The organism is SAR324 cluster bacterium (assembly GCA_015232315.1).
Lineage (GTDB): Bacteria > SAR324 > SAR324 > SAR324 > NAC60-12 > JADFZZ01.
Map to the genome: position 1 here is coordinate 17,648 of JADFZZ010000031.1, position 19,370 is coordinate 37,017.

A 19,370-nucleotide genomic window follows, 5' to 3' on the forward strand; every position below is an offset into this window, starting at 1 on the left:
TTCCATGACAAGTGCAACCTATTGATTCCATGATGTATAAATCAATTGAATTCTGAACCATCGATTGAACTGATCTTGCGGATCAAGGGGAATGATTATCGACCTGACAGCAGTACAAACCATTGTCCCTGAACAACTCCCAACGTTGTGATCTGCATTTTCTGATTCCATTGATCCCGGACCCAGTCATGCGGAAACTCGCGGGAAATGCTCCACACCTGATGGTTCCAGCCGGTATTTCTGGTTGTTACGGTACACAATTCATTACTGGAACAACCAATTGCCGTAATGAAGTCATCCTGCCGCTGATATTCCTCAAAAAGTTGTTGTGAAAATTGTGGTTCCCTGAGCAGTCGTTGATCATGGAACCTGGCATTTCGAGACATTACGAAAGTCCATTGATTCCAATGCTGTCCTGCTACGGTGAGGGAATAGCCGTCATTCCATTTTTCCTGTATCCAGCCTGCTGGGAAGTCAATGCTGTGATACCATATCTGGTCCTGAGACAAGGCATCTCTGGACATCACAACCAGCATGGGGCGATCACCGATTACCTGGGTGATCTGATAGCCGTCATTCCATTTTTCCTGTATCCATTCTGCAGGCCATTCCTCAGTAAGTTTCCAGCATTGTTCACCCGGACTGTCTGTTTTTGACATGACAATGGCCCATAATCCATTGAGATAACTGCCACTGGTCAAAAAATAGCCTCCGTTCCAATGCTCACTAATCCAGTTATCAGGAAAGTCCTGTGTCACGTTATAGGCCTGTTCCCATAAAACAGGCTGTTGCACAAGGGGGACCTTCGTGAGCAAGTTGATGTCCTTTACGGATGTTGGCAGAACGTCTTGTTCAAGATCATTTGTTTCGGTTTCAGGGTGTAAGGTCGCTGTAAGAGGTGTTGCGGGTTCTGCCGGGTTGTCATTTGTATTGACCAATGTTTTCAGTGAAATGGATGGGACAAAGCGAACCTTGTTTTTATTTCTGGAGGATACAACCTTGAAAATTCCGAAACTGCTGAGAGAAATTCTATGGTGAGTGACTAAATTTTGCTGAATGGTAGTCAGCATGATTTCGAGCATTTTTGACACTTCAGCAGGGTCCATCGTGATTTTTTTTGAAACTGTAGCAATCAATTCTTTTTTATTCATGATCATTCTCCCTTCGTGGAATTTGCCAATTGTACTGCAAAAAAAAGCATCGTTTATCAGTCTACAGAACAATAAATGACTTTTTTTTAAGCAGTCTCACCCAGAAATATCCTCTGCTCTACCTTTCAGCAATGGTAATGCCACTTGATTGAGTCTCGACAGAAATGCTTCTTACAGGTCTGGTTTACCGGAGGCTGAAGGGCTAGAGACTATTTCTGAAAGGTGCCCAACGTTGATTTCCACAGATTAAATGGGGTGCCCATAGATATCTTGAAACTATCCTCAATTGAGATGATTTTAGCGATACCTTTTTATTTTTCAAAAATTTCTCATGAGAACGAACTATGTCAATTAGCGGATGGCGACCTGAATACAGTCTCAATATTGCTTTGTTGGATGAACACCATCAAAAACTTTTTGCGGGAATTCAGCAATTGAAAGACTCGTATGGAACCCACGAAGAGATTCCTGTTATTTATGAAACCCTGAAATTTTTTATGGATTACGCGATCTTTCATTTTTCTGAAGAAGAGCGCTTGATGCGGGAACATGATTATCCCCATTTTGAAGAACATCTGGTCGAGCATAAAGACTTCGTAAAAGCAGTCCGGAAGACGTTTGTGGAATTTCAACGGACAGAGGAATTTCCTGATGACTTTATGGAATATTTACAGCAATGGCTGGTCAGGCACATTTTGAATGAAGACCGGAAATACCAGTTCACGCTACATCAGAATGGAATTTATTGATCTTCTTTTCCTGATTTACCGGGAATTTTGAACTCCTGAAGTTGCTGGTTCAGTTCAGTCGGATCACGTCGGTCTTTGGGGATGCCATTCACTTCCTTGCCATCAGGCTTGTACATGATGAATAAATAGTTGAAGCCCCTCAAAAAAAAGTTTCCTTCCACTGCCGCAGTGTGCCAGTTGTTTCGTTGTAATTTCCGGTTATGTCTTAACACTGAAATGATATCGACGGGCACAAACGATTCACAAAGCAATTCAAACAAACGAAAACCAATCGGCATGAACGGTTTGCCTTTTTCATATGAATCACTCACGTACAAACCCATATATCTTCCGGGACGCATGACTCTGTGAATCTCATGAATCACAGCCCCCATCGCAAGGTAATATTCTTCTGAAGTGGCTTTCAGTTTGCCAATACACCCGGCCTGATTGGAATAGTTGACATGGTCTGAATAAGGCGGATCCACAAACACGAAATCCGCTTTTCCATCTTCCAGAGGCAATTTTCTGGCATCCGCCCTGAATATATCCTTGCGCGACGGTTCAATATCATACCCCAACGCCCGACGGTTCAAATCCCGGGAAACATCAATGGTCGTTCCCGAGCCACACATGGGGTCCACAATCAGATCTTTGGGGCGTGTATAGCGCTGAAGCAGATTCCATATCACATAGGCGGGGGTTGCGCCGATATAATGTTTTAAGGATTCCATGGAGGGATCATAATGCTGGGAGGGGTATTCCCATAAGGACAGCGTTTGTAGTTTTAAGGTCGGTTTTGCCATGGTCTTTCTCAGTTTAAAATTATCGTAAGCGTTCAGCTTTCAGTGTTTAACGGCTGAACGCTTACAAATTATCATTCAAAATAATTTGAATCCATACCCTGCCCTCTGAGCATTCTCAAGTGAGTTCCTTGAGGCTCTGTCAATCAATCCACAGAACCAGGGAATGGCCAATAACTCCTTGACATCCCTGATTTTCAAACATACGTTTCCTGTGCATCGCCATTTCTTCCAAATATGTTAACACTGTTGATCAAGAGGATTATGAGAAGAATCAAACTGATATGGCTGTTATATCCTGTATTTTTAGGCACCATGCTGATCACCTTGCTAGGCATGGCGTGGTATGCCTCGCGGACCTTCAATACTTTTTATTCAAACTCGGTTGAAAAACATCTGAAAGATCTGGCCTATACCACAGAACGACTCATGTCAGGACTTGTAAACAACAGTCAGAAAAACGTAATTTCCCAGTTGTGTGAAGAACTGGGACAGAAAACCAGCACACGGATCACTGTCCTGGACATTACCGGCAAAGTCCTTGGTGATTCCAGAAGTGATCCCGGGAAAATGGAAAATCATGCCAACCGTCCTGAAATCATGGCGGCCATGAACGGTGCCACCCAATCCTCGATACGGTTCAGCAAAACACTTTCACAGCAAATGATGTATGTCGCGGTTCCCATTCTGGCAGAACAAAAAGTGGTTGGCATTGTGCGCACCTCGGTTGCCCTGAAAAATGTGGGTCAAACGCTGAGAGAAATCTACGTCAACAATCTGGATGGGGTATTGATCCTGGCATTGTTGTCCATGCTCATCAGTTTTCTGATTTCCAGAGGCATCAGTCGTCCACTGGAACGCATCAGGGAAGGCGCAAAACAGTTTGCTTCAGGCAATTTCATGGAAAAACTGCCGTCACATCATTCTGAAGAAATTGATGACCTGGTTCACACCTTGAATCAGATGGTGGATAAACTCAATGACCAAATTCAGCAGATCACCCATCAGCGGAATGAAAAGGAACTGATTCTGAACAACATGAAAGAAGGTGTACTGGCAGTCGATCATGACGAAAATATCATGGACATCAATCCTGCCGCCGCCAAAATCATGGGCGTTCAGGATTTTCATGTCAAGGGCCGTCATTTGTTGGAACTGACCCGGAACCGTGATCTGAAACGATTCATCAACCGAACCCTTGAAAGCGACCACCCCATTCAGGATGAAATTGCCTTCTGGAATGAAAATGAACTAACGCTCCAGATCAGCGGCATGGCCTTGCGAGATATCCACGGTCAACGAATCGGCTCGCTGATTGTCTTCAGTGATGTGTCCCGAATCCGGAAACTGGAACATATCCGCAGTGAATTTGTGGCCAATGTCTCTCATGAACTCAAAACGCCCATCACCTCCATTCAGGGGGCCGTGGAAACCTTGCTGGACGGTGCGTCCCAAACGCCGGCGGATCTGGAACGATTTCTTAAAATGATTGAGCGGCAATCACACCGTTTACTGGCCTTGATTGAAGATCTGCTTGATTTGTCCAGAATTGAACAGGATGCTGAACAGGGCTTGGTTGAACTAACTCACTTTGCCTTGGGAGATGTTGTAACGACAGCATTGCAAAATTGTCATGGTATCATTGAAGACAAGCAAATGATTGTGGATAACAGGACCAGTGATTCGATCAAAATCCATGCGAATCCGTTGCTGATGGAACAGGCTCTCACCAATCTCCTGACCAATGCGTTCAAATATAGCGACCCTGGCAAAACCGTCACTATTGATGCCTCAGAACAGAATCAGCGCATTATGATCCATGTGCAGGACCAGGGATGGGGAATTCCAGACGCCCATCTGCCTCGTCTGTTTGAACGGTTTTATCGGGTTGATAAGTCCCGAAGCCGCGAGATGGGCGGCACCGGACTGGGGTTGGCAATCGTCAAACACATTGTGCATGCTCATAAAGGTCAGTTGTCGGTTAAAAGTGAACTGAGGAAGGGGAGTGTTTTTACCATTGAAATCCCAATAACTCCACCAATGAATCAAGATTAGGGATGCGAGAAGTGGGAACAGGCATTTTTTACGTATTTCTGCTCCCCCCCTTTTCCCTTTAACCTTTAACCTTTAACCTTTAACCTTATTTAATAGGAGTCCTATGAAAACATCGGTCAGACACCCGGCAGTAGCTTCGATGTTTTACCCGGGTAATCCCTTAGAATTAAAACACCAGATTCAGGACTTTCTGGGGCAGGTATCAATGACGGTGGCACAACGCCCCAAGGTTCTGATCGCACCACATGCAGGATACATTTACTCTGGTCCCATTGCCGCTTCCGGCTATAAAATGCTGGAACCCCAGCGTCAATCCATCAAAAAAGTGATCCTGCTTGGACCAGCGCATCGTGTTTATCTTCAGGGACTCGCCGCGCCTTCTGTTCACTATTTTGAAACACCTCTGGGCAAGATTCTGCTGGATCGTGAGATGCTGGATCATCTGCTCATTGAATTCCCTTACGTGGTCACAATGGATCAGGCTCATACCCAGGAACACAGTCTGGAAGTCCACCTCCCCTTTTTGCAAATGTTGCTGGCTGATTTCACGCTGGTTCCACTGGTCGTTGGCGACTGCTCCCCGGAAAAAGTAGCTATGGTTCTGAACAGATTGTGGGGAGATTCAGAGACACTGATTGTTATCAGCACCGATCTGAGTCATTTTGAATCCTATACCAAAGCTCAAAATCTGGATCTGCAAACGGCAGAAACCATTGAGGCCTTTGACTATGAAAAACTGTCACATCATGGGGCCTGTGGTTATTTTCTGGTACGAGGAGTGCTGGCTTGCGCAAGGGAACGACATATGCAGATCAAACGGATGGACTTGCGCAATTCCGGAGATACCGCGGGTGACAAATCAAGGGTTGTCGGCTATGGTTCATGGATTCTCTCAGAATTTGATCAGAAAGGGAATTAGTGGCATTTCATGGGGGTAAAACAGGAGAAGGGAGACCGAATGGACCTTGAAAATGAGAAAAAACAGCTTGCGAATGAACTTGCCCGAGACATGCAACAGTCGCTGGATGCGCTGTTTGCGGAAAGCATTGAGCTTGAAAAAAACGAACGGGAACGTGATGACCCTTACGGTGGCAGTGAGCTTGATAAAATGAAGGCTGAGTACCGCAGGGGAATGGTTTACGCACTGCAAAAAATGAAACGGGTTCTCCTGGTCTATAAACAAAAATATGGAAAATTTGACTGAACGGAGTCCTTATGTGTCCATCAAATTTAACATTGTTTTTGTGTCTCATCAAATTTGAAAACGCTATAGGAATGTTTTAAAGCTGTGCCACCCTGTGTTCTATGGCTTCCACAGACGCTAAAATCATGGATATTTCCCGTTCCTGTTTTCGCCATTTCTCCGGAGACGGGGTTGACAGCGTCATTTGGGAAACAGGCAATGATTGGGAGACCACCTGTTCAATCCGTTGATCCCAATGAAACTGGGCAAACCGGCTGATTTCACGAATGGTTTCCCCAGGGTTCTGAATTAAATCCGCATATCGAATCAGGCGCCAAGAGTCCTGAGGCAGAGCCTGGAGATCATCCAAAATGCAGGAATTAGCGGCGTTCCATTGATACGCCGCGATTTCCACGAGTGAACTGTTTTGCAAGGCGGACCATCCAGGTGGTAACAGAAAACTCCATTCCTTATACGGCCATCCCGGTAAATCCCGATAAGCGACAAAGCGTCTTGACCTCCAGCATTCCACCATACTGCTGATATTTTCTCGTGGATCCCGATACAGATAAATAAAAAGAGCCTCTGGAAATACTGTTTTCAGAAAAGGAATGCGCAATGCGTTTTTAGGGGTTTTTTCCAGAAACCGGATCTGGAGAGGTCGTTGACTGACTGGAAGGTCAAGATACGCGCAGCCATCTCGATCCTGCAATTCCCGGACGAACCGCTTTTTAAGAGTCTGGGCAACAGGATGAGGCGCATCCTTTTCACTCAAACGATTTGAACTGAACTCGTGAGATGACGGATGAAGGGCTTCAATACCTTCTATCAGTTCGTGACTTTCTTCGCCTATTGTCCATAAATTTGGAAAATGCGCTAAGGTATTAAATAAAAGAGTACTCCCGGCTCTAGGTGGAGATACAATAAAGAGCGGGCGATCAAATTGAGGCTCAGGAAAAATCTCGGTTAGACGTTCCTGTGACATATGAATTTTTTGTTTGCTTTTTAACCTGTTTTTGGTGAGTAGCAGCCTGCTAAGACGTTTGGGTTCCGGTGGAGACATTGTTAACATGGAACGGATCACCTCCATGGCATATCGACCCTTGCTGTCGGGAGAAAGTATTTTGTTGACGTTGGGGACAATTTGCTCATTGAAGTCCAGAATGAGATCCTGATAGGCTAATTCTCCCGTAGGATGATGTCCAAATCGGGAAAACGCCTTCTTCCATTGACTTCTAAAGTCCTCCATCGACTGAACCAGATTTAAAAACTCCGCTTGAAGCATTTTTGATTGTTCTGCCCCGGAAAGAATATCATCGGTCAATTCACTGATTTCCTGCGGTGTCAGTACTTCAAAGCAATAAGGCTCTAAAACAATTGAATTCTGATCCTTGGGGGAAGATGGCATTTCTTGAGCATAGAAATCATTCGGGCTGTAACCCGGCGCACAGATTTGTTCGGGTTGAAGCAATTTTTTTTCAATCGCCGATGATCCTTTTGTTTCTATAATCAGATGAAAACAGTCTTCTGCGGACCCGTTAATCATCCAGTGCTTCATGGTCTGGTCAAAAATCCAGGTATCCCCGGATGCCATGTGGATACTTTTATCATTACAAAATAATTTGACCGTGGGATTCGTCACAAGCGGAATATAGAGCGACACCCTTCGAAACCAATGGTAATTGTCAGCTCTCTGGACCGGGGTCTCCGCCCCTGCTTTGAGTCTGGTTACACGACAACGGGAAATGGGAATATTGAAGGTGCTTAATATTTGACCAAAGTAAGGACAATGCGCCATGAGGTGCGTCGGTTTGGTTTGACCAGCCAAAGCAAAATCATGATTGGGGAGCCCCCCGGCTGAGATCAATATGATGGAAGAATCACCAGCGTCTGTGGGAACATGAAAAAACCAATCCGACTCGCTGATTTGAGATAATTCTTGTTCCAGTTGTGCGGAATCAAAGCGAAATGGAAGATGATAAAATTCAGTATTCAATTTCATATATTGAATAACTCAGCCGTTGCATCGTTAATAATTGGTAGTGACTGGTCAATTTTCAAAAAATAAGTATTGTACATGCGGTTTAACTTGGTTAAGAATCAAGCTGATTTCTTAAATCAAAAATACGCTGAAAATACAATGTCTCATTTCTCCGGTTGAAGGTTGAAAAATGAAACAAGATCAAGAATCAGCTTATAAATTTTCATCTCTTCCGTAAGCATTCAAAATACGTTAAGTATTAGATTGTAAACGCATGACAGGTAAAACATATCTGGACCATTGATTAACCCGAATCTAGAGAGTGCTATGAAAACAAAAAAAATCAGTAAATTGCTAATGTCCACTTTGAGTATAGCAGCAGGACTCACTTTGATGAGTACGGATGTCGTTCAGGCTGCTGAAAAAAATCTGAATGTTCAAGGACGGTTAAGAGCCTGGATGTCCGCTGAATCTAAAACACCAGACAAGGACTCGGATACCGGATCAACTCTTCAAGTGGATGCGGATGCCAGATTTGGCGCAAACGGACAAAGTGTGGGGAATGATGGCTGGACTGTGGGATTTAAATTGGAAAGTGAAGGTTTGGCAGGGAAACCCATTACCGTAAATCGTGATCGGTGGGTGAGCCTGGAAAATGATTCATTCAAAATCGTTTTGGGAAATCAATATCTTGTTGGAACATATGGTGGGGTGAAACTTAAATATGCTGGAATCAAGTCCAGTATCCGTTACATCCTGGATTATTACCTGTTCCGAAATGGTGTGACCTACTACATGAAAGGTCTGGATGGAATGGAATTTAAAACAATGTTGCTTGTCAACGATGATGATGGCGCAGGCAGAGGTGAAATTGGATTAGCGCCTTCGTTTAGAATGAATATTACCGATTCCATGACGATCTCAACTGAGGCAATTGCCACCACCATTACTGGTGATGAAAAGGTCAATCCTCAAGTTGAGGGTTATGAAAAAGCCGAAAACGGTTTCGGTTTATTGTTTGAAGGAAATTTCGGGATCGGTGTTTATCTGGGAATGGATTCACTCACTTCCAAATTGACCAGTGCTACAGCGGAAGCCGAAGAAGAAACCCAGGTAATGAGCGTTATGGGTGGACTGAACTTTGCTATGAGTGACATCAGTGGTGTAAATCTTGAACTCGTGAGTGCTTCTGAAAAATTAGATGAAGCCGCGGCCGTAGTTGAAAACTCGCTTTCGTTGTCTTATGGAACCCAATTTGCAGACATCAGATGGGTTGTGGGAATTTATTCCATCACGATCTCTAATCCTGATCAGACAAAAATTAAAAATAGAGGCGTTTGGCGTGGGGGCGGTATTGATGGTTATTCGTCCACTTCACTCGACATTGGTACCGTTTATAAATTCTAACAACCGGGTCGCTATGAAAGACTGATAGACCTACCACTCAGGTATGCTTGATGATGCAATTATAGCCATTGCTTCATCAGCAACCTGTGTGATTTGCCCTTGACGTGAGCCTTTGAATCCAGTCATTGATGTTTTCCCTGTTCTGCCTCATGCAGAAAAAGGCTGTAAGATTTGAGGTGTTTTTCAAAAGAACTTTACAGTTTGTCTTCTCAACAACGGAAGATATCTTTCGTCACTCCTTAAAATCCCTCGTCACTCCTCGTTAGAGTTTGTCTTCTCAACATTTCAGCATTTTTGTATCCCACACCAATGAATACCGCTATCCGCACAAAACTGATTACTATTGTGATCATATCTGTTTCCCTGGGAGCACTGTTCAACATTGGTTACATGAATTGGCGGGCTACCACACTGGCTTACCAGGCCATCGAAAGAAAAGCGTTGTCCATGTCGGAATATGCGGCCTTCAACAGTGCGCCCAGTGTGTTGTTCGCCAATGAGGAAGTGCTTCATGAAATGCTGACCGGACTCGAAAGCACCGCGAATCTGATCTATGGGGTATTTGTCAATAATATGGGAGAGGTTTTATCAGAATTGCATCAGGACAGGATGAAACTGCCTGAACCTTTGCCCACACCAGATCACACCACCAGTATTCTGGATGATGATCAGATTCATGTCATTTCGCCTATCAGGGACAGTGATGAAGTTGCCGGATTTTTATACCTGAGCCTGTCCTTGGCTGAAACTCAGGAACAATTGAGAAAGAATCTGGTTGAATCCATTCTGCTGGATGGTGCTCTGGCTGTTCTAATCACGCTGTTGCTGATCTGGAATCTGAACCGAATGATTCTGAAACCCACGATGCTTCTCTCGTCAAGCGCAAAACTGATCAGCATGGGGAACTACAAAATTGATGAATTGATCACACAAATTCATGGACGGGATGAAATAGCACAACTGGCCCAGGCCTTTCTGGACATGGATCATTCCATTCTGGAAAGCCAGAACGCCCTGAAAGAACAGAACCGGGAATTGAAAGAACGGGATGAACGACTTGAAACAGGGGTTCAATTTCTGTCCAATTATTTGCCCAAACAATTTGTACAGGATCTGCTGAATGAGGATCATACCGACATCCGAAATATCCCTGAACGCAAAATGCTCACGGTCTTTTTTTCTGATCTGAAAGGATTTACCAATTTGACCGATCAACTGGAAGCGGAAGATCTGTTCCAACTGCTGAACAAATATCAAAATTTGATGACCGGCATTATCCATAAATATGATGGAACCCTGGACAAATATCTGGGTGATGGATTGAAAATATTTTTTGGCGCACCGCATGGCTACGGCACTCAGGAAGACGCCCTGCGAAGCTGTCTGATGGCGCTGGAGATGCAGTCTGAAATGAAAAATCTGCGAAAAACATGGTTTCGCCAGGGCATTGAAACCCCGATTGATCTGAGAATCGGCATCCATACCGGCTTCTGCACCGTCGGAAGTTTCGGCTCAGAAGCTCGCATGGATTATACAGCGATTGGTCCCGCGGTAAATTTCGCGTCACAACTCGAAAGCGAATGTGTGCCCTCCAAAGTTCTGGTGAGTCAGTCTACCTGGAATCATATTCATCCCTTCCTTCAGACAGAGCCTCATGAAACCCTTGAAGTGAAAGGCTCAGATGGTGAAAAATCGCCCACCTATCTTTTAGCTGGCATAAAACACGATATTGTGGAACAGACCACACATCATGCCCTGTCAAACAGTCTTTTAACTATCATCAGAACCATGCCGACAACTCTCACTCAGGATTGAAAACATGTTGACCGGAAAAAGCCACAAAGCACCAACCCTTCTTCGACGAAAACGACTGCTCCTGTCCCTGTTGCTGGCAGAGTTTCTGCTGGTTCCGGGATGGAGCTGGGCGCTTGAAACCATGGACATTCCTGTCGAATTGCAGATCAAACTTCTGGTTCAGGCTTCAACCTATGACCGTAATCAAAAAAATAAACCACCACCGGGGGTACTGCGTATCGGCGTCATTCATACAGAGTCCACTGATTCTCAAAAAGTGGCCGATGAAATAATGGGGCAGTTTGCTGAGAAACACATGACAGTCCGGAAATATGAACTTCAACTCGAATCAATTACCTTCAAGGACGCGTCCAATCTCAAGGAAGCCACACGTTCCAGAAACATTCACATGTATTACATCGCGCCGGGTAACAGAAATAACCTTTCCACCATTATTGATCTGGGCAAAGAGATGAAAATTATGACCATGACCGGAGTGGCGGATTATGTTTATGCCGGAACAACCATAGGGGTTCAGAACAACGGTTCCAGACCTCAATTTCTGTATAACCAGCAAAGCGCGGAAGAAAACGCTGCTGATTTTGACGCCAATTTTTTAAGAATGGTTAAATTTGTTAAATAATCGCCCACAGGAAACATTATGAAAACATGGTTTGTTTTGCTACTGTTCCTTGTGATGGTAGCGCCCTTATTGGCCCAACAAGCCGATGAATCCTCTCTGGAGGATTCTATCGGATCAGAAGAATTTATCATGGATGAATCTGTCGAAGATCTCCTCAGCACAGAACTGGTCACCATCACTTCCCGTCAGGCACAATCAACCGCGGAAGTTCCCAATATTGTCACCGTGATTACGGAAGAAGAAATAGCGCAATCAGGCGCCAGAACACTGGGTGACGCCCTGTCGCTGGTGCCCGGAATTCATGTCAGGCATACCAGTCCCATGGGAATCGTGGATAATACGGTACGATCTGAAGTATTGCTGATGCGGGGGGTGGTGTTCGGTTCAAACCGTCAAATCCTGATCATGATTGACGGACAACGGATCAATAACAGCCAATCAGGCGGAACCGATGGCACACTGCCGGCTGTTCCGCTTTACAACGTCAAACGGATTGAGATCATCCGGGGTCCGGGTTCATCAGGTTACGGCACGGGCGCGTTTGTGGGAGTGGTGAATGTCATCACCAAAACAGGCCGTGATATCCGTGGCGGTTCGATGGTGATCAGTGCCCACAATCACGGTGGAAAACAGATTGGCCTCTCGGCCGGAAACGCGTATGGCGACTGGAGTTATTCCTTTCATGGCCTTTATTCCCAGGAAGACGGTCAGGAGCATGAAGCCAAAAAATCCCTGGCAGGAACCCAAACCGTCACAGATGGCGGCATGACTCAGAACGCTGACTTGCGTCTGAATTACCAAAACCTGGAATTTCACTATCAACAGTATCAGCACGACAATGACCCTTATTTGATGTGGGGAAATCCTAATCCCGCGGATGATTCGAGTTTGTTTGACAGAGGATATACCAGGCTTTCGTCCATCAGCTATGAAATTCCTCTGTCTCATGGAACCATTTACGCCTCCATCGGGTACTCGGATTTCAATGCTGAAAACGTGGGTGTGGAAATTGAAGCGGAAACTCTGGATTATTTGAGTGCTCAGGGTTCCTTGAGTGGCAATCCCTCATCCTCAGGCGGCCCACCGCCTTCCAGACAGAACCCACCACCACAAAACAGCGGTGGAACGGCGCAACCGTCTTCCACACAAGGGGGAACCAGTTCGGGAACACAACCGTCTTCCACACAGGGTAGCACCAATGCGGGATCCCAACCCGCGGCCGGTACAACCAGCAGTGAAAATTTCCGGAATCCCAGCCGCAAGGGCCGTTTCGTAAACGAAAACCGTCTTGAAAGTAAAATCGACTGGCTCTACACCGGATTTGAAAACCATGTCTGGGAAATAGGGTTCAGCCAGTCCCGTGAAACTCTGGTGAATTACGGAGTTTTCTACAACGCGCAGTCCGCGGATAAAAGCTCGACAGGTTCGTTTGCCGCCAATGACTCGGACACGACCCTGACTCTGCTACAAAACAGAACCAGAGAAATTTCCGGGGTATATGCCCAGGACAACTACCGGATGACCACCGACCTTTCTGTATACATCGGTGCCCGCTATGACAGTTACAGTGATTTCGGTAGCACTCTCAACCCCAGATTAGGTATGGTTTATCGACTCACAGACCAGCAGGTGATCAAACTGCTTTATGGTCAGGCCTTTCGTGCGCCATCGCTGTTGGAGCAGGCTTCCTATGAACCCATGACAGGTTCCCTGGCTGAATATGATCTGGATCCTGAAATCATCAATGCGACCGAAATCGCCTATCAATATGGAATCTCCAGGCGGATGAAATTCAAAATAAATCTGTTTAACAATGAAATTCACAACATTATTTTTGCCAATCCCGGGAGTGTCTACAACATGAGTTATATGACCTCTCAGGGTAGCGAAGCCGAACTGCGGATTGAATTTCTGCCAGATCATTATTTTATTTTCAACGCGTCCTATGCCACAATCGCCTTTCCTGACCGGGATTCGACCGTCACAAATCAGTTGTTGCCCCAGACAACAGCAAATGTGATTTACAATGTACCCCTTTTCCGGGTCATGAACCTGAACACCTCGGTGTCTTATCGAAGCGAACAAAAAGTGGAGGAGTTGGCTCAGGAAACAATGCTTCCAGCCTATGTCATTGCCAATACGCATCTGACCATCCACCCTTCCGGATTTCGTTCCTGGGAAGCCTTTGTCGGTGTGACCAATCTGACCAATGAGGAATACTATTCGCCCATCATCAAATTGAGTGAGGAATCTCAACTGAGAAATTTACCTGTGTATACAGCCTATCGGGAAAATCATCTTCAGGAACGGGAACGTGAGTTGCAGGTGGGAATGACTCTTAAATTTTGAGAGCGAAATGCGCGTATCTTCCATTCGTGTCAAACTGGCCGGTATTGTCATCCTGTTCATTCTGGCGGGTTCCCTGTTGAACATCCTGTATAATGCCTGGAGCGCATGGTCCCTTGCCCGGAATGCCATCCGGCAAAAAGCCGTTTCCGTAGCGGAATTTGCCGCGTTGAACAGTTCTCAACCGGTCTGGCTGAAAGATGGCCTCGTTCTGGAAACATCCCTCCAGGGTTTGGAAAAAAATCCTGATCTGGTCTATGCGTTATTCACGGACGATGCCGGCGAAGTTTTATCCTCGTTGCCTGAAACACAACCCCCTCCATTTCAGGCAGTGGAACAGACAACCGTTCTGTTCCAGAATGATCAGATTCAGGTCAGTGTGCCGATTGACCATGAAGCCAACAGGGTCGGCTATTTATTTCTGGGACTCAGCCTGGCAGAAACCAATCAACAATTGATCCAGGATGTGAAACTGGCGTTGGGCTTCAACCTCAGCATGGGAGTCATCATCATTCTGCTACTGCTGGGAATGTTGCGTAAAATACTGCTACACCCGCTCAGTTTGCTGTTTTCAAGTGCCAGAAATATTCAGAAAGAACAATTATCCATTCAAGCCCTGACCTCTCAAATCCAGTCAAAAGATGAAATGGGGCAACTGGCACGTTCTTTTGAAGAAATGACCGGGGCTCTTGCACAAAGTCGAGCCACAATCCTCCGTCAAAATGAAATGCTGATTGAAAAGAAAAATAGACTGGAATCCATGATCCGCTATCTTTCTTCCTACTTGCCCGGTCCTGTCGTGAAACATATCCTGGCTCAAGGGGAACAATCTGGCGGGATTTTATCCAAACGGGCAAAAATATCGTTTTTATTTTCGGATTTAAGCGGTTTTGCCCAACTGACCACAGCCCTGGAAGCTTCAGAATTATCCAAACTACTGGAGATATATCAGGATGAAATGACCCGGATTGTGAATCGATATGAAGGCACCCTGGTGCAGGTGCTGGGAGATGGCATGATGATCTTTTTTGGCGCACCCCAAACGCATGGTACTCAGGAAGATTCATTGCGAACCTGTCTGATGGCGATGGAAATGCAAAATGCCATCAAACCCCTGGAACATCAATTGAGCGCACAGGGCTTGCATATCCCGCTCAACATGCGCATCGGTATTCATAGCGGATTCAGCACTGTCGGCAGTTTCGGCACAGAATCCCGGCTGAATTACACCGCGCTGGGACTGTCGATCAATCTGGCGTCCCGCCTGAAAGATGCCTGCCCTCCTGGGGGAGTGCTGGTCAGCCATCCGGTGTGGGCAAATATTACTGATTACATTCAGGTCGCTGAATATAAAACGTTCACACCCAAAGGACTCAAACGACCCATGTTGACTTATCTACTGGAACAACCGCAGAAACACATTGTGGAGCAAGCCATGCGGGATCGTCTCTCCACCACGTTTCAGGAAATTTGTGAAACATGGGCACAGCATCCTGTCATCCTGGATGTTCAGGCCCAAATTGCCATGAATGTCTCCATTGGAAAACAATGACCGTTTAATCAATTTGTGGGAGGATTATGATCGTGAATGCCAACTATCCTATTGTTGAATATAAACAAGGGGACATCGTGTTTGAGGAAGGCGATACAGAAGGACATTTTGCCTACCTGATCCTTGAAGGTTCCATGGATGTTTATCGAATAATTGACGGCAAAAAAATCATTCTCAACACCTTGCCTCCACGAGAGATCTTCGGGGAGATGGCGGTGATTACGGCAGAACCGAGATCCGCGTCCGTTGTAGCGGCAGAAGACTCAAAACTGGTGCGTATTGATGAACGGTTGCTGATGAAAATGCTGGGGGACAGCGACATGATCGTCAAAGCCATCACCCAGCAATTGATCCAGCGCTTCAAAATGAAAGACAAACAGGTCACCGCCCAACTTTCCGGAAATCCGTTTATGAGCTTTTCTCATCTGACACATCTGCTGTATTACAAACATCGTGGTGTTCTGGGTTATGGCGATTTATGTGTCACAGTGAAGGATATCCTTGCGGTGTCACATCTGGAATTGAACAACATGCTCAAATGGATTCAACAGGCATCGCTCCTTCAGATTGAGACGGTGGACGGGAAAAAAATGATCAAGATCCCGAATCACAAGGAATTCATGGCAAATATCCAGCTACTGGAGCAGGAAAAACCCTATAAAACCATGAAACAGGAAGAGCAGTATCTTGATATTTTCACGCTGGCCAAAGAACTCAAATGCAAACCTCAACAGATTGTCACCCAGATTCAGGCAGGCCGCTTTCCAGTGGATACCCTGTTTTTTCCCAAAGCAAAAACCCTGGAATGGTATGTGAGGCACCAAAGTCAGAATGAAGTACAAAGTAACCAGGCTGAATCAGCTTCAACGGTGAAAAAATAAGGAATGGCAAAAGAATAAGTTGTCAAAGTTTGCTCGTGCCCTACGTCCCGTGGGGCACGTTATCCACCTGGCGAAGCTCTGCTTCGCACCCACCTCCGGTGGGTCATGGAACGGTTACGAACGTCCCGTTCGTAAGCAGAAAGTTTTCCATGTTATTTTTTGAACGTTCACCTAAGGGAGAATCATGAGAATATTCGTGTGTATTGTATTTTTGATGATTTCAGGTAAGGCCTTTGCGTTATCACCCGGAGTCAAGATTGGCGGCGTGCAAACCGCGCCGGGAGTGATTGTAAAAAACAATGTCACCGGAGCTTCAGGACATATTCAGGCCAGTGCGGATCAGGGCGGAACCGCAGGGTTGTTTTTTGCCCCTGATCCCAAAGCGGTTTTTGGACTATTCATCCATCTGGATGCGTTTAACTTCATTGCTGATAAACAGGCAATTGGGGATCAAAAGACTAAAGTCACGCTAGGATCGAGTGTTGCGGCAACAGTGGTGGAACTGGTTCCCGGTGTCTCGATGGCCATGCATTTCACAGACAGTTCCTATATTTCACTGGGCGCTGGAATGGGTGCCCGCTATCTGGATCTTTCCGGAAATATTTACCTGACTGAAGACAGTCAGGTTGAAACCTGCACCACCGGAGCCACAGAACTCAACGCACAAGTCATGCGCGCCAACTGTAAGCGTGTTACCGTCAACCAAATCCTGCAAACCACAACGACCGTGATGCTGGCTGACGTGAAACTGGGTGATTTTCTGCTTCAATATTCTGTGGCGACCTCCAACCTCCAGGGCACTTCCCAAACCAAGGAAATTGATAAAAAAATCGGTGATTTCCAATATCAGGTTTCCATGACAACCATCAAGCTGGTGTATGTCTACATGTTCTGAGTTTCTTGCAAAAGCCTGCCAGAAAATTTCGCTGAAACCCTCAAAACCAAACCCAATCTGAAAACTTTGGTTTGTAAAAATCCCTCACGTTGTTCTGTTAGACTCTTATCAAGAGACTAACCATAAAATACAGGACACACTGACTCATATCAATTGAGGCGATCCATACCGCCCATCATGCGAATCCGCTCTTCAGGGGTGACAATTTCCAAAATCCGGACTCCGAATTTTTCATTGACCACCACGACTTCGCCTTTGGCAATCAATTTGCCACTGACAAACAGATCCAGATCTTCTCCCACAAGTCGATGTAATTCAATCACAGACCCCTGCCCCAAAGACAGTAAATCGCCAATTTTCATTTTGGACCGACCTACTTCAAAGGTCACATTGAGTTGCATATCCAGCAGAAAATTGACATCAATTTCAGCGTCTGGCTCTGTGACTGCTGATGGAACAGCGGACTGGACAGAATTGATCAGAGACTGGATATCCCCCTGGTTCATCTGGGTGCTACCCATTCCTGAACTGGGTTGGATTTCATTGAGCAACTCGTCAATGTTCACCTCGGCGGGTTTTCCGCCACCTGAAGTTTGCTGGATTTCGGCCAGCAATGAAGCCATGTTGGAATCAAGTTCATCATCATCCAGTTCAGCATCTGAAGCATTGACTCCGGCAAACTGATTGCTGTCAAGAAGTTCATCAATGAGATTTTGATCGACGTTAGACTTGCGGGTGGTGCCACTGGAAGGGGTATCATCCGGAGAAAATGACGTATTCAGTAGCGCATCGATATCATCCTGCGCCATGGAACCACCAAAGGCAGATTCTTTTTTTTCTTCTTTAGGCGCACTGTCCCCGGCAATATCAAAATTTCCATTCAGCAGCGCATCAATGTCAGCCTGGTCCATTGCCATAAGAACTCATTCTCCCGGAAATTGAAGGATGTGATTCAGATGTTTCCTGAATTTATGTGATTGTCATTCTGAAGCAACACTATCGTGCGTCTCTACGAGTTGGAGTATCCAGCGATTGCGAAGTTCAGGAGGATTATCGCAACTGATGGGACTCTCAAATGTTTTTCGTATCAGGCTCAAGGTCAACGATTTGACAGGATTCGTAGTTGGCGAAGTGAGTTCGATGTCGCAAATCAGATTTTCGTTTTCCATTCTGGTCTGACGCAACACAGGACGTGCATCAAAACCCTGTTCATAACAAAATTGCCGGGCATAGGCGTCAGCAATCTGAGAAATGTCATTCAACCACGCATTGCCCCGATAGGCCGGACCATACACACGGTTTTGCAACAACATAGTGACCCATGTGGAAACATTTTCCCCGGTCAACCAGCCATAAACGTCTGCCTGGGGAAACACCATGGCTGTAGCGGCAAAGCGGTGCCCGCCAAGGTGAGAGCTTTCCCAGACATCAATGTCCGGGTGGGCAATTTCGTTTCGAAGTGACTGATAAATTTTCTGTCCATACCTGGCACAGCATTTATCATGCCGACCATGGGTGCATACGAAAATTTGAAGATTGTCCACCGGAGCCGGGGGAAACTCCTTCAGCGGGGTGCCTCCGACATGGTTTTCCAGGACCTCCATCAAACTGTCGCGTGGAACATTCCGATATTGTCTGGAATCTGGAAAAATCATCACGGTGTGTTGTTCCGGTGATGTCCGGGATTGGCTGATGAGACGCAATTGAACTTTTCCCTGGAGCCGTTTTTCCTGTGCCTCAAGCCATGGTGCCAGTTTTTCAGGAATAGCAGGCGTGTCCAGCGCGTCATACCCCCATTGCGCTTTGGGCCATGATATAAAAACAAACATTTTTGCGTGAGGCGCTGTACCCGCAAGGGGTTCTTTGAGTGCTAACGCTTTATCAGTACAGAATACATCATGAGAAAATGAAGTCGTTTCCATAAGGCCATTTCATAGAGATTCAAAAGGGG

General features: G+C 45.8%; 16 protein-coding genes. 11 read left to right on the forward strand and 5 right to left on the reverse strand.

The annotated features are described in order from the left end of the window. Positions 1-95 precede the first annotated feature (95 nt). Positions 96-1,151: an HU family DNA-binding protein gene (locus HQM11_16860; GenBank protein MBF0352706.1), complete on the reverse strand. Its 1,056-nt coding sequence runs from the start codon at positions 1,149-1,151 to the stop codon at positions 96-98. A gap of 344 nt (positions 1,152-1,495) precedes the next feature. On the opposite strand from HQM11_16860, the gene HQM11_16865 reads away from it, so the two are divergent. Beyond that, positions 1,496-1,900, forward strand: coding sequence for a hemerythrin family protein (locus HQM11_16865; protein ID MBF0352707.1), 405 nt, complete (start codon positions 1,496-1,498; stop codon positions 1,898-1,900). On the opposite strand, the gene HQM11_16870 is transcribed toward HQM11_16865, so the two are convergent. Further along, the gene (locus HQM11_16870) at positions 1,894-2,685 is read right to left on the reverse strand and encodes a DNA methylase (GenBank protein MBF0352708.1); all 792 of its coding nucleotides are present in this window, start codon (positions 2,683-2,685) and stop codon (positions 1,894-1,896) included. The genes HQM11_16865 and HQM11_16870 overlap by 7 nt on opposite strands. Before the next feature lie 261 nt (positions 2,686-2,946). Here HQM11_16870 and HQM11_16875 point away from each other — a divergent pair, with 261 nt between their 5' ends. From HQM11_16875 to HQM11_16885, 3 genes are all read left to right on the forward strand, one after another. Beyond that, positions 2,947-4,737, forward strand: coding sequence for a PAS domain-containing protein (locus tag HQM11_16875; protein MBF0352709.1), 1,791 nt, complete (start codon positions 2,947-2,949; stop codon positions 4,735-4,737). A 103-nt stretch (positions 4,738-4,840) separates the two neighbouring features. Beyond that, on the forward strand, positions 4,841-5,656 hold the full coding sequence (amrB, locus tag HQM11_16880) for an AmmeMemoRadiSam system protein B (protein ID MBF0352710.1): 816 nt from the start codon (positions 4,841-4,843) through the stop codon (positions 5,654-5,656). A gap of 39 nt (positions 5,657-5,695) precedes the next feature. Next, the gene (locus HQM11_16885; GenBank protein ID MBF0352711.1) at positions 5,696-5,941 is read left to right on the forward strand and encodes a hypothetical protein; all 246 of its coding nucleotides are present in this window, start codon (positions 5,696-5,698) and stop codon (positions 5,939-5,941) included. Positions 5,942-6,017: 76 nt separating this feature from the next. On the opposite strand, the gene HQM11_16890 is transcribed toward HQM11_16885, so the two are convergent. Continuing rightward, a complete protein-coding gene (locus HQM11_16890) occupies positions 6,018-7,922 on the reverse strand; it encodes a sulfotransferase (protein ID MBF0352712.1) in 1,905 nt (634 codons plus the stop codon). Between the two features lie 306 nt (positions 7,923-8,228). On the opposite strand from HQM11_16890, the gene HQM11_16895 reads away from it, so the two are divergent. The 7 genes from HQM11_16895 to HQM11_16925 all read left to right on the forward strand — a co-directional run bounded on the left by HQM11_16895 (position 8,229) and on the right by HQM11_16925 (position 17,419). After that, entirely contained in the window at positions 8,229-9,308 is a 1,080-nt protein-coding gene (locus tag HQM11_16895) for a hypothetical protein (protein ID MBF0352713.1), read from the forward strand. 309 nt (positions 9,309-9,617) lie between these two features. Further along, the gene (locus tag HQM11_16900; protein ID MBF0352714.1) at positions 9,618-11,123 is read left to right on the forward strand and encodes a hypothetical protein; all 1,506 of its coding nucleotides are present in this window, start codon (positions 9,618-9,620) and stop codon (positions 11,121-11,123) included. A gap of 4 nt (positions 11,124-11,127) precedes the next feature. Continuing rightward, on the forward strand, positions 11,128-11,745 hold the full coding sequence (locus HQM11_16905) for a DUF4154 domain-containing protein (protein ID MBF0352715.1): 618 nt from the start codon (positions 11,128-11,130) through the stop codon (positions 11,743-11,745). Between the two features lie 18 nt (positions 11,746-11,763). Then, positions 11,764-14,094, forward strand: a complete 2,331-nt coding sequence (locus tag HQM11_16910; protein ID MBF0352716.1) for a TonB-dependent receptor — start codon at positions 11,764-11,766, stop codon at positions 14,092-14,094. Between the two features lie 7 nt (positions 14,095-14,101). Then, positions 14,102-15,643, forward strand: a complete 1,542-nt coding sequence (locus HQM11_16915; protein MBF0352717.1) for a HAMP domain-containing protein — start codon at positions 14,102-14,104, stop codon at positions 15,641-15,643. A 26-nt stretch (positions 15,644-15,669) separates the two neighbouring features. Continuing rightward, positions 15,670-16,524, forward strand: a complete 855-nt coding sequence (locus HQM11_16920; GenBank protein ID MBF0352718.1) for a cyclic nucleotide-binding domain-containing protein — start codon at positions 15,670-15,672, stop codon at positions 16,522-16,524. A gap of 184 nt (positions 16,525-16,708) precedes the next feature. Beyond that, the gene (locus HQM11_16925) at positions 16,709-17,419 is read left to right on the forward strand and encodes a hypothetical protein (GenBank protein ID MBF0352719.1); all 711 of its coding nucleotides are present in this window, start codon (positions 16,709-16,711) and stop codon (positions 17,417-17,419) included. A 149-nt stretch (positions 17,420-17,568) separates the two neighbouring features. On the opposite strand, the gene fliN is transcribed toward HQM11_16925, so the two are convergent. Then, positions 17,569-18,336 carry a flagellar motor switch protein FliN gene (gene fliN / locus HQM11_16930; protein ID MBF0352720.1) on the reverse strand — a complete coding sequence of 256 codons (768 nt, stop codon included), beginning with the start codon at positions 18,334-18,336 and terminating at the stop codon, positions 17,569-17,571. A 63-nt stretch (positions 18,337-18,399) separates the two neighbouring features. Beyond that, entirely contained in the window at positions 18,400-19,341 is a 942-nt protein-coding gene (locus HQM11_16935) for a sucrase ferredoxin (protein ID MBF0352721.1), read from the reverse strand. Positions 19,342-19,370: the final 29 nt, after the last annotated feature.